Origin of the sequence: Janthinobacterium rivuli, from assembly GCF_009208735.1 — a bacterium.
Lineage (GTDB): Bacteria > Pseudomonadota > Gammaproteobacteria > Burkholderiales > Burkholderiaceae_D > Janthinobacterium.
Genome location: NZ_WFLJ01000014.1, coordinates 119,145 through 130,912, shown reverse-complemented (window position 1 = coordinate 130,912; position 11,768 = coordinate 119,145). Strand labels below are relative to the sequence as shown.

11 protein-coding genes are annotated in these 11,768 nt (G+C 64.4%); 4 read left to right on the top strand and 7 right to left on the bottom strand.

All coding sequences use genetic code 11. The features are described 5' to 3' along the window. Positions 1–71 precede the first annotated feature (71 nt). The 6 genes from GCN78_RS30050 to GCN78_RS19400 all read right to left on the bottom strand — a co-directional run bounded on the left by GCN78_RS30050 (position 72) and on the right by GCN78_RS19400 (position 6,935). Complete coding sequence (locus tag GCN78_RS30050; RefSeq protein WP_152253159.1) at positions 72–1,388, bottom strand: sigma-70 family RNA polymerase sigma factor; 1,317 nt, start codon at positions 1,386–1,388, stop codon at positions 72–74. A gap of 228 nt (positions 1,389–1,616) precedes the next feature. After that, the gene (locus GCN78_RS19420; protein WP_152253158.1) at positions 1,617–2,747 is read right to left on the bottom strand and encodes a YbdK family carboxylate-amine ligase; all 1,131 of its coding nucleotides are present in this window, start codon (positions 2,745–2,747) and stop codon (positions 1,617–1,619) included. Continuing rightward, on the bottom strand, positions 2,748–3,935 hold the full coding sequence (locus GCN78_RS19415) for a cation:proton antiporter (protein WP_193316795.1): 1,188 nt from the start codon (positions 3,933–3,935) through the stop codon (positions 2,748–2,750). A gap of 313 nt (positions 3,936–4,248) precedes the next feature. Then, positions 4,249–5,418 carry a vWA domain-containing protein gene (locus GCN78_RS19410; RefSeq protein ID WP_070256030.1) on the bottom strand — a complete coding sequence of 390 codons (1,170 nt, stop codon included), beginning with the start codon at positions 5,416–5,418 and terminating at the stop codon, positions 4,249–4,251. Next, complete coding sequence (locus GCN78_RS19405; RefSeq protein ID WP_152253156.1) at positions 5,412–6,062, bottom strand: GNAT family N-acetyltransferase; 651 nt, start codon at positions 6,060–6,062, stop codon at positions 5,412–5,414. Before GCN78_RS19405 ends, GCN78_RS19410 begins: the two co-directional genes overlap by 7 nt. 9 nt (positions 6,063–6,071) lie before the next feature. Then, positions 6,072–6,935: an AAA family ATPase gene (locus GCN78_RS19400; protein ID WP_152253155.1), complete on the bottom strand. Its 864-nt coding sequence runs from the start codon at positions 6,933–6,935 to the stop codon at positions 6,072–6,074. 233 nt (positions 6,936–7,168) lie between these two features. Between GCN78_RS19400 and GCN78_RS19395 the strand changes: the two genes are divergently transcribed. Together GCN78_RS19395 and GCN78_RS19390 are read left to right on the top strand one after the other, a co-directional pair. Continuing rightward, positions 7,169–7,498: a c-type cytochrome gene (locus GCN78_RS19395; protein WP_092796428.1), complete on the top strand. Its 330-nt coding sequence runs from the start codon at positions 7,169–7,171 to the stop codon at positions 7,496–7,498. A 14-nt stretch (positions 7,499–7,512) separates the two neighbouring features. After that, the gene (locus GCN78_RS19390; protein ID WP_152253203.1) at positions 7,513–7,854 is read left to right on the top strand and encodes a c-type cytochrome; all 342 of its coding nucleotides are present in this window, start codon (positions 7,513–7,515) and stop codon (positions 7,852–7,854) included. A gap of 13 nt (positions 7,855–7,867) precedes the next feature. On the opposite strand, the gene norR is transcribed toward GCN78_RS19390, so the two are convergent. Continuing rightward, on the bottom strand, positions 7,868–9,424 hold the full coding sequence (norR, locus tag GCN78_RS19385) for a nitric oxide reductase transcriptional regulator NorR (protein WP_152253154.1): 1,557 nt from the start codon (positions 9,422–9,424) through the stop codon (positions 7,868–7,870). Positions 9,425–9,574: 150 nt separating this feature from the next. Here norR and nirK point away from each other — a divergent pair, with 150 nt between their 5' ends. Next, positions 9,575–11,059, top strand: coding sequence for a copper-containing nitrite reductase (gene nirK, locus GCN78_RS19380; RefSeq protein WP_152253153.1), 1,485 nt, complete (start codon positions 9,575–9,577; stop codon positions 11,057–11,059). Positions 11,060–11,090: 31 nt separating this feature from the next. Next, positions 11,091–11,768 carry an iron-sulfur cluster repair protein YtfE gene (gene ytfE, locus GCN78_RS19375; RefSeq protein ID WP_152253152.1) on the top strand — a complete coding sequence of 226 codons (678 nt, stop codon included), beginning with the start codon at positions 11,091–11,093 and terminating at the stop codon, positions 11,766–11,768.

Genomic DNA, 11,768 nt, shown 5'->3' with positions numbered 1-11,768 from the left:
ATAATTTCCCGAGCATTACTTACCAAGTCACGCGAGCACGCTAAAACAGCTCACTTTGCAGAAAATATTTTTCAGTGGGCCGCCAGTTCGATCCTGACGACTTGATGGCCCCAGAAGCGCGTCACGGTATTGCGCCGCAGTTGCAGGCTGGCGCCGACGGCGTTGAGGATGGCATTGACGTCGGCCAGCGGGTAGGAGCCGGAGACGCGCAGGGCGGCGATGGCCGGCGCGCAGGCCAGCGGATGCTCGCTGTAGCGCGACAGCTCGGCGAGAAAATCGGCCAGGCGCATGTCGCGCGCCACCAGCATGCCATCGAGCCAGGCGCCGCCATAGGGCGCCATCGCCTGGCGGTGCAAGCCGGTGCCGTCGAAATGGACGCCTTCGCCGGGACGCAGCACCACGCGCTGTGCGCCATCGCCGGCCAGCACGGCGACGGCGCCTTCGAGCACGCCGGCGCTGGCGTACTGCTCGTGCAGGCGCACGGTGAAACGCGTGCCCAGCGCCTGCAGGCTGCCATGCGGCGTGTCGACGAAGAAGGGCCGATGTGCCGCCTCCTTGCCGGTGGCGATGAGGATTTCACCGGCCAGCAGTTCGATGCGGCGCTGCGCGCCGTCGTAAGCGACATTCACGGCGCTCTTCGTGTTGAGCGTGAGCCGCGTGCCATCGTCCAGGGTCACCACGCGGCGCTGGTTGACGCCCGTGCGATAGTCGGCCGTCCAGCCGCGCCATGGGCTGCGGCGTTCGAACGCATACAGCGAGGTGCCGCAGGCCAGCAGCAGGGCCAGGGTCTTGACGGCGTGGCGGCGCGGCGCGTTCGCTTGCACGCAGGTGCGCAGCAGGGTGGCGTGCATGGCGGGCGGCAGATGTTCATGCTGCGTTTGCAGCTGCTGCCACGCCTGGGTGGCGCTGGCGGCCCGCTGCAGATGGCGTTTCACGGTGGCCAGCGAGATGCCGAGCTGGCGCGCGATGTCTTCCTGCGGCAGCGCGTCGAGCTGGCGCAGTAAGAATGCCCGTTTGACGGGAGGCGGCAAGCCGTCGAGCATGCGGTCCAGTTCAGACACGGTGGCCAGCAGCATTGCCCGCTCTTCCGGCGATGGCGTGTGCAGCGGCGGCAGCTGCGCCAGCACGTCGAGGTAAGCCTGTTCCAGTTTCTGGCGGCGGTAATGGTTGCACAGTACGCGCTGCGCGACGGTGGCGAGCAAGGCGCGCGGCTCGCGCGCGGCGACGGCGTCTTCGCGGTCGAGCAGGCGCATGAAGGTGTCCTGCGCCACGTCGGCCGCGCACGCCGTGCTGCCGAGTTTCTTGCGCAGCCAGCCCTGCAGCCAGCCGTGGTGGTCGGCATACAGTGTCGCGATGTCCTGGCGTTGTAGCGGCTCTGCCAGCGGCATCGCGTTCCCCTTGCATGACCGGCCCGGCTGGGCTGGTGTTTTTAAACAATAATAAGAATCATTCTCATTGTATCAAGCGAGGACGGGGACTGTAAATGACGGGGGCGGCGGGTGTGGTTTTTTGGGTTGCCGTGGTTGCGCCTGATTGCACCCCAAAAGCAAGATCCGGGGTCGGCCCCTGAGGGGCCGACCCCGGCAGTTCAGGTGTTGGGGTGAACGGGCCAGCCCTCAATAATTCATGGGTTCGCCCCGGAAGCAGCGGATCGCCGAATCGACCATGCCCTCGGCGCTGCCCTGCAGGCTGTGCTGCTTGCGCAGGTATTGCGCATCGCTCCACTGCTTGGCCACGTCCGACAGGTGTTTCAGGGCCGGCGTGCTGCCCAGCGCCTCGGCGTGCGGTTCCATCTTGCGCAGGGTGGTCATGATGTCTTCGCGCAGCGACATCGTTTCGTAGGTTTTCGGATGCGTGATGGCGCCATCGAGGCCGAAGCGGCAGGCCTGGAAGCGGTTGTAGTTGTACACGAGGTAATCGTCTTCCACCGGCGGGGTTTCGCGGCGCTCGAGCAGGTAGCGGCACAGGGCCTGCAGGTAGGCGGCCAGCGCGGCGGCCCGCTCCACCGTCAGCGGCGTGTCGCACACGCGCAGTTCGATGGTGCCAAATTCCGGCTTGGGACGGATATCCCAGTAAAAATCCTTCATGCTCTTGATGATGCCCGTGTTCTCCATCTTGGCGAAGTACTCGTTGGAGAACTGCTCCCAGCTCAGGGTGAACGGCGCGCGCCCGCTCATGGGGAAGGCGAACACGGAATTGAGGCGGGCCGAGTCGAACAGCGTGTCGCGTCCCTGCACGTAAGGAGACGACGCCGACAGGGCGATGAAGTGGGGGATGTAGCGGTTCAGCGAATGCAGCAGGAACATGGCGTCGTCGCCCGAGGCGCAGCCGATGTGCACGTGCTGGCCGAAGATGGTGAACTGCTTGGCCAGGTAGCCGTACAGTTCCGAAATCTCCTGGAAGCGGGGCTTGGAAAAGATCTTTTGCGACGACCATTGCTGGAACGGGTGCGTGCCGCCGCCCGCGATGCCGATATTGAGCTTGTCGCCGGCCGTGATCAAGGTGTCGCGGATTTCCTGCAACTGCGCCAGCAGGGGGCCATGATGCGTGTGCACGCTCGAGTTAATCTCGATCATGCTCTCGGTGATTTCCGGCGTGACGTTGCCGGGGAACGGTTTCTTGTTCAGCAGATGCAGCAGGTCGGGGCTGGCGGCCGTCAAGTCATAGTCCGACAGGTTCACCAGTTGCAGTTCGAGTTCGACGCCGAAGGTCAGCGCGGCCGATTGGCCAAAGGGTTCCAGCGGCATTTAGCGCTCCTTGATTTCGTGGGTTTCTTTTGCCAGCATCAGCACGCGCTGCACCAGCACGGGGCCAACCAGTTCCAGGCCCAGGGTGACGGCGGCCAGGGCGTTCAATTCGTCGCCGAAGTTCACGCCGTGCTGGCGCGCGTGCTCCAGCAGCAGGATGATGAAGACGGAGACGGGCGTCAGCGCCACGCCCGTCAGCACGCCCTTGCGCCAGGAAATGCCGCTCACATGCGAAAACGCGGCCACGCCGGCGACCTTCGTCAGCAATCGTCCGCCGACGACGGCCAGGGCCAGTCCCGCGCCGGCCGTCACGCTGGCCCATTCCAGGGTCGAGGCGGCATACACGAACAGCAGCACCGTCAGCAGCTCGCCCAGCGCGCCGAAATTGCGTTGCGCCTGGCTGAAGGCGACCCTGCGGTGGCGCGCCACCAGGCCGAAGGTGAGGGTGGCCAGCAGCGGCGACAGGCTGGTGGTGTAGGTCAGGGCGACGAGCAGCATCACCGACAGCGCGAAGGCCACGGTGGCGTCCTGCGCCATGTTGCCCAGGCGGCGCAGCATGGCCGGCACGACGATGCCGAAGACGGTGCCAGCGGCCACGGAGGCCGCCAGCACGGCGGCGCTGCTGCTGCTCGCCTCGATCAGGTCGGTGGAGCTCTGGAACATCCAGAAGCCGACGATGATGTTGAACGTGAAGACGGCCAGCACGCAATTGAGGGCGGTGAGGTGGACGATGCGTTCCGTCACCTGGCCCGAGCTGCGTTCTTCGTTGATGACGCGCATGATGGTGGCCGGCGAGGTGGACATGGCCAGCGATGCCAGCAGCAGCGCCGTCATCGAGGTGCTGCCGAATTCGATGCCGATGAAGTAGACGACGGCAAAGGTCAGCAGGGATTCGACCAGGCCCGTGACGGCGATCCACGGATTGTTCTTCAGCCAGCGCAGGTTGATGCGGTAGCCCACCTCGAACAGGATCAGGCCGAAGGCCACGTCGGCCAGCACCAGCATGGGGCCGGCGTCCGTCTGCGGCAGGATGCCTACCTGGGTTTGCGCGAGGACGAAACCGATCACGCCGTAAAAACTGATGCGCGGCAGGCCAGTCCAGCGGTGGCCGAATTCGCCCACCACCCAGGCCAGGGTGATGGCGAACGGCCAGGACAGGTCGGCGGCGATCGAGATCAGACTTTGCATGCTCATTCCTTTGAAAATGGCGCTGGCACCGGCCGGCAGCACGGGGGGCTGGCGCGGCAATGTCGTGGTGCAGCGATGGTGCATGGTTTGCGCAGAGCGCTGCGCCGATTCTACCGGAGCAGAAGGCGCGCACGATGTGCGCAATCGAACAGTGTCGCGGCCATGGCGGCCGCGCACAGGATGCAGCAGGGTGGGCAGGGCTGGTATCGGCGTATGGTACCCGCCCGCGGCGGAGATGCTCCGCACGGTAGTGCCGTGTCGCAGTGTACGGCATGGCGGGCCCATGCCGCCATGGACTTTTTGTTGCGTGTTTTTATTTACTGAGCAGACGCATGCCCCGTTCCAGCCCGTCGATCGACAGGGGGAACATGCGGTTGTTCATCAGTTGCCGCATCACGCCGATCGACTGGCGGTACTGCCACAATCCCTCCGATTCCGGATTGAGCCAGATGAATTTCGGGAAGGCCTGGGTAAAGCGCGCCAGCCACGTCGATCCCGCTTCCTCGTTGTTGTATTCGACGCTGCCGCCCGGCTGCAGGATTTCGTAGGGGCTCATGGTGGCGTCGCCGACGAAAATCAGCTTGGTGTCGGGCGGGTACTTGCGCAGTACGTCCCAGGTGGGAAAACGCTCGGCGTTGCGGCGCCGGTTGTTCTTCCATAGGTAGTCGTAGACGCAGTTATGGAAGTAAAAGAACTCCATGTTCTTGAATTCCGTCTTCGCGGCCGAGAACAGTTCCTCGGTGCGCTCGATATGGTCGTCCATGCTGCCGCCCACATCAAGCAGCATCAGCACCTTGATGCGGTTCTTGCGCTCGGGCCGCATCCTGATGTCCAGATAGCCCGCATTGTTCGCCGTGGCGGCGATGGTGGCATCGAGCGCCAGTTCGTCTTCCGCGCCTTCGCGCGCGAACTTGCGCAGGCGGCGCAAGGCCACCTTGATGTTGCGCGTGCCCAGTTCGCGCTCGCCGTCGTAATCCTTGTAGCTGCGCGCCTCCCACACTTTCACCGCGGTGCGGTTGCCGCCCTTGCCGCCGATGCGGATGCCTTCCGGGTTCGTGCCGCCATTGCCGAACGGCGAGGTGCCGCCCGTGCCGATCCATTTGCTGCCGCCCTCGTGGCGCTCCTTCTGCTCCTTCAGCAGCTCGTTCAGGCGGTCCATCAGCTTGTCGTAGCCGAATTTCTCCAGCTGCGCCTTCTGCTCCTCGGACAGCTCGCGCTGCATGCGTTTGAGCAGCCAGTCGAGGGGAATCGCCGCGTTCGTGTCGAAGGCCGCGTTGACGCCCTTGAAGTACTGGGCGAACGCGCGGTCGAACTTGTCGAAATGGGCTTCATCCTTGACCAGGGTCAGACGCGCCAGATAGTAAAAATCGTCCATCGAGGCGTCGATGACGTTCTTTTGCAGCGCTTCGAGCAAGGTCAGAAATTCCTTGATCGAGACGGGAATCTTCGCATCCTTGAGCGTGAAGAAGAAGTCGATCAGCATGGCGCTTCCTCTGCCCCGGCGGCTCCCGCGCGTGGCAGTGCGGCGATGGGGCGCTGCGCCAGCTTGTAGCGCAGATGGGCGGCGATCTCCGGCCATTCGCCGCGCGTGATGCTGTACATGACCGTGTCGCGCACGGTGCCGTCGCGGCGCAGCCCATGGTGGCGCAGCACGCCGTCCTTTTTCGCGCCCAGGCGTTCGATGGCCGCCTGCGACGCATGGTTGAAATTGTCGGTGCGCAGGCCCACCAGCGCGCAGCCAAGCGTGTCGAAGGCGTGCGCCAGCAGCAGCAATTTGCAGGTGGTGTTGACGTGGCTGCGCTGGCAGCGCTTCGCATACCAGGTGTAGCCGATTTCCAGGCGTTTGATCTCGGGCACCACGTCGTGGTAGCTGGTGGTGCCGAGCACCTCGCCGCTGGCCACGTCGATGACGGCAAAGGCGAAGCGCGTGGGGCGCATCTCGATGCCCTTGAAAATGTACTGGTCCACCTGGTCCGGCTCGGGCACGGAGGTGACGCGCAGATTCCACAGTTCGCCATCCATGGCCGCCGCGCGCAAGCCGGGCGCGTGGTGCGGCGCCAGCGCTTCGAGACGGATGCCGTGCAGTTCCAGGGGGACGAAGACCTTGTCCGGGCTGATGTCGTTCACCGGCGCTCCTTAGCGGTTGGTGCGCGACATGAACATCAGGCGCTCGAACAGGTGCACATCCTGCTCGTTCTTCAGCAGCGCACCGTGCAGCGGCGGCACGACGGTGTCCTTGCTGCGCAGCGCTTCGGCCGGGATGTCCTCGGCCAGCAGGAGCTTGAGCCAGTCGAGGAATTCCGACGTCGACGGTTTCTTCTTCAGGCCCGGCACGTCGCGCACTTCATAGAAGGTTTGCAGCGCCTGCGCCAGCAATTCCTGCTTCAGGTGCGGGTAGTGGACGGCGACGATCTGCTCCATCGTGTCCTTGTCCGGGAATTTGATGTAGTGGAAGAAGCAGCGGCGCAGGAAGGCGTCCGGCAATTCCTTCTCGTTGTTCGAGGTGATGATGACGAGCGGACGGTGGCGCGCCGTGACCATTTCGCGCGTTTCGTACACATAGAATTCCATGCGGTCCAGTTCGCGCAGCAGGTCGTTCGGGAATTCGATGTCGGCCTTGTCGATTTCATCGATCAACAGCACCACCGGTTCGGGCGCCGTGAACGCCTGCCACAGCACGCCCTTGACGATGTAGTTCTGGATGTCGCGCACGCGCTCGTCGCCCAGCTGCGAATCGCGCAGGCGCGACACGGCGTCGTATTCGTACAGGCCCTGCTGTGCCTTGGTGGTCGATTTGATATGCCATTGCATCAGCGGCATGTTCAGCGCGGCGGCCACTTCCTCGGCCAACATGGTCTTGCCCGTGCCAGGTTCGCCCTTGATCAGCAGCGGGCGTTGCAGGGTCAGCGCCGCATTCACGGCCAGTTTCAGGTCGGCGGTGGCGACATAGCTGTCGGAACCTTCGAAGCGTTGGCCTTGCTGGGAGTGCTGTGCTTGCATGAGCGGTCTGCCAAAGTAGGGAAATGGAGAGTATAAACAGAACTGTGGCGCGGCGTCACGCGGACGGCCTGTGCCTGCCTGCCTACAATGCGGGTTTTATAGGTGGACTTGCAAGAATATCTTGGCTAGAATCGGCAAGCAGCAGATTAATTGTCAACCTTAATTGTCAACACATAAAATCAATAAAAACCAGCTCTGGCGTTTCTCCGATTACCTTTGTTCACATTGCCACTATGAAAAAAATATTTGCACTTCTCGTGCTTGCCGGCATAGCAAATGCCGTCACAGCGGCTGACATTGTAGGAAACGCCAAGGCAGCGACTGCCAAGGTGGAAATGTGTATAGGCTGCCACGGCATTCCCGGTTACAAGGCGACCTTCCCCGAAGTGTTCCAGGTGCCGATGATCGGCGGCCAGCCGGCGAAATATATCGAGAATGCGCTGCAAGCCTACAAGAAGGGCGACCGCAAGCACCCCAGCATGAAGGGCATCGCCAGCAGCCTGTCGGACCAGGATATCGCCGATGTCGCCGCGTATTATGCGCAACAAGCCAAGCCGAACTGAGGACCAGCCAGATGATGAAAACACTATTCGCCGCCCTCGTTTGCGCCACCGTCTCGTTGTCCGCCAGCGCCGCCGGCAATATCAACACGGGCAAGGCCCTGGCCGAAAAATACAGCTGCGCCACCTGCCACGGCAAGGATTACGGTTCGCCCATCGACCCGTCGTACCCGAAGCTGGCTGGCCAGCACAAGGATTACCTGGAACACGCCCTGACGGCATATAAACGGGGCGACAAGGCCAACGGCCGCAACAACGCCATCATGACGGGCCAGGTGAAACCGCTGAGCAACCAGGACATCAAGGACCTGGCCGCCTACCTGCACAGCCTGCCGACCACCCTGGTCATTCACCGCTGAGTTTTAGCCCGGGTCAGGCTTTCAAGCCGACCCGGCGCGCCAGCTTATGCAAATTGCTGGCGTCCAGCCCCAACTGGCGCGCCGCGGCGGCCCAGTTATCCTGATGCAGGAGCAGCGCTTGCCGGATGGCCTGGCGCTGGCTCGCTTCCACGATCTGATGCATGGACAGCAGCGGCGCCGCCGGCGCGCCGCACGCGACTGGCACTGGCGGCGGCGCGTCCGCACCGGCCGGCGCTTCCAGCGCATCGAGGTCGAGCATATCCGTTTCCAGCGTCACGATATCCTTGCGGTCCGCGCCGCGGATCACCGCTTTCAGCGCGGCCCGGCTGATCACATGTTCCAGTTCGCGCACATTGCCGGGCCAGCGGTAGTGGCACAGGGCGTTTTCCGCCGCGGCGGACAGGCGCAGGCTGCGCAAGCCCAGGCGCGCGCGGTTGAGCTCAAGAAAACCGCCGGCCAGCAGCAGCACGTCATTGCCCCGCTCGCGCAGCGGCGGAATCGGCACGGGATACACGGACAGGCGGTGATACAGGTCGGCGCGGAAGGTGCCGTCGCGCACATGCTCGCGCAGGCTGCGGTTGGTGGCGGCGATCACGCGCACGTTGACGCGGCGCGGCCGGTCCGCGCCCAGGCGCTGGATTTCGCCATTTTGCAGGGTGCGCAGCAGCTTGGCCTGTATCGACAGCGGCAACTCGCCCACTTCATCGAGAAACAGGGTGCCCCCTTCGGCCGCCTCGAAACGTCCGGGCCGGTCGCTGACGGCGCCGGAAAACGCGCCCCGTACATGGCCAAACAATTCGCTTTCGGCCAGGGATTCGGGCAAGGCCGCGCAATTGACGTGGATCAGGGGCTTGCCGGCGCGGCGCGACAGCCGGTGCAGCCGGTGCGCGCACAGTTCCTTGCCCACGCCCGTCTCGCCCAGCAGCAGCACGGGCAGTTCGGAATCGGCCACCACCTGCAATTCGTGCAGCAAGTGCGTGATGGCGCTGCTCTGGCCGACGAAGTCGTGTTCCTCGCGCGGCGCCTGCGCATCGGCCAGCATGGCGCCGCCCGACAGGCGCAGGGCGCGGATTTCCGTCTCCAGGCGGGTCACGCGCACGGCCGCCTCGATGGCGCAGGCCAGCTCGCCCAGGTCGCGCTGCGCCTGCCCGTCGAAGGTGCCCACCTGCAGCGCGTCGAGCGTGATCACGCCCCAGCGTTCGCCTTCCAGGTCCAGCGCCATGCCCATGCAGTCGTGCACGGGCAGCGGTTCGCCGGCCCGCTCGGCGATCAGGCCATCGTAGGGATCGGGCAGGGAACTGTCGTGATGGAAGCACAGCACACCGCGCCGCTGCAGGATGGCGGCCAGGCGCGGATGGTCGGCGACGGCGAAGCGGCGTCCCAGCGCGTCGCTGGCCAGGCCAGCCATCGCCACGGGGCGCAAATGTTCGCCATCGAGCTTGAGCAAGGCCACGGCCTCGCAGCCGAAGTGCGCGCGCAGGCTGCCGACGAGGCGCTGCAGGCGCACGGCCACGGGCAGGTCGGCGACCAGGTCGGTGAGCAGCAGCAGGTGGATGGCGGTGGTGGTCATAACTACCATGCAGGGTACAACGGACCATGCTTGAAAAGGGTCATTATGACCCTGCATTTTTCAAATCGTTGATTTAAAACAAGTTTTTCCTGGCACACGGATTGCCTAGGTAAGGGGGCCGAACCGGCATACAAGACCAAGGAAAGCTTGATGAAAACGACTCCCTCCCTCCGCGCCATTGCCGCCGCCGTCTGCGTACTGGCCCTGCCCCTGTCCGTGCAAGCCCAGGCGAGCCTGCCGGCCAGCGCCGCCGCCACTGCGGCCAAACCGGCCGCCGCCGCGCTCAAGCGCTATGAACTGCAAACCAATATCGTCGACGGCAAGATGGTATTCATCGACGCCAAGGGCCAGGTCAACCCCGTGCTGGCGGCCAAGGTGGGCGACACGGTCGAACTCGTGCTGAAAAGCGGCGAAGGCGCCGAACATGATTTTCTGATCCCGGAACTGAACGTGGCTTCCGCCAAATTCAGCGCCAACAGCGGCAGCACCAGCGTGCGCTTCAAGGTCATGCGCGCCGGCACGTTCACTTATTACTGCTCGATTCCCGGCCACCGGCAGATCGGCATGGAAGGCAAGCTGGAAGTGACCGGCACCTCGCTGGCCGATGCGGGCGCGCCGAAGGCTGCTGGCGCCGGCAGCGCGGCCAGCGAATCGAGCCAGGCCGCCGCGCTGGCCCTGTACACGCCCGCGCCGTCGCCGATGCGCGGCCCCGATCCCTCGGCCGTCAGCGTGGCCGCCAATCCGGCCTCCGTGCCGACCGCCATCGGCGCGCGCGCGCCGCAGTTGCTCAAGTACCGCATGGAGACGGTGGAATTGCCGGGCAAGCTCGATGACGGCACCAGTTTTACCTATTGGACTTTCAACCGGCAAGTGCCTGGCCCGATGCTGCGCGCGAAGGTGGGCGACACGGTCGAACTGACCCTGTTCAACGCCAAGGACAGCAAGATGATCCATTCGATCGACCTGCACGCGGTGACGGGCGGCCATGGCGGCGGACAGCATACGCAGGTGGCGCCGGGACAGGAAAAAACGGTCACCTTCAAGGCGCTCAATCCGGGTCTGTTCGTCTACCACTGCGCCACGCCGCTGGTGCCGCAGCATATCGCGGCCGGCATGTACGGCATGATCCTCGTCGAACCGGAAGGCGGCCTGTCGAAGGTGGACCGCGAGTATTACGTGATGCAGGGCGAGATGTACACGGGCCGTCCGCACGGCGCGCCCGTGCACCAGGAACCGAACCTGGAAAAAATGGCCAATGAACTGCCCGACTACTACGTCTTCAACGGCGAAGTGGGCGCCCTGAGCAAGACGCACAAACTGCAGGCGAAAGTGGGCGAGACGGTGCGCATCTATTTCGGCGTCGGCGGCCCGAACAAGATTTCATCCTTCCACGTCATCGGCGAGATCTTCGACAAGGTGTACAGCGAAGGCTCGATCAGCAGCCCGAAACACGACGTGCAGACCACGCTCGTGGCACCGGGCGGCGCGACCATCGTCGAACTCAAGGTACAGCATCCGGGCAGCTATCTGCTGGTCGACCACGCGCTGTCGCGCGCCGGCAAGGGCGCCGTGGGCGTGCTGGAAGTGACGGGCGAACCCGTGCCCGGCGTCTACCACGCGGGCGCAGTCCAATAAAACACCCCCCATTCATCATCAAGGAGCATCTATGGAACTGATCGAACAATCTCTGGGCCAGCTGGCCCGCCGCATCCCTGGCGCCACGCGCCTGTTCGATGCGCACCGCCTGGATTTTTGCTGCGGCGGCAACAAGACCCTGCGCGCGGCGGCCGAAGCGGCCGGCGTGGACACGGCGCCCATCGTCGAGGAACTGAAACTGCTGGCAGGACGGATTGACGCCAGCGGCGAGCGTGACTGGCAGGACGCCTCGGCCACCGAGCTGGTGGAACATATCCTGGCGCGCTACCACGCCGTGCACCGCGAGCAGCTGCCCGAGCTGATACGCCTGGCACGCAAGGTCGAGCAGGTGCATGGCGACCGCGCCGACTGTCCGCACGGGCTGGCGGAGCACCTGTCGGCCATGGCGCAGGAGCTGGAAAGCCATATGCGCAAGGAAGAAGACGTGCTGTTCCCGATGATCGTGCGCGGCCAGGGGCCACGCGCCGGCGCGCCCATCAACGTCATGCGCATGGAGCATGACGACCATGGCGTGGCCTTGCGCGCCATGGAGGCAATGACGAACGATATCACCGCACCTGGCGGCGCCTGCACCACCTGGCGCGCGCTGTACACGGGCTTGCGCACCTTCCGCGAAGACCTGATGGCGCACATCCATACCGAAAACAATATCCTGTTCGAGCGCTTTGCGCCGGCCGCGGTGCACTGA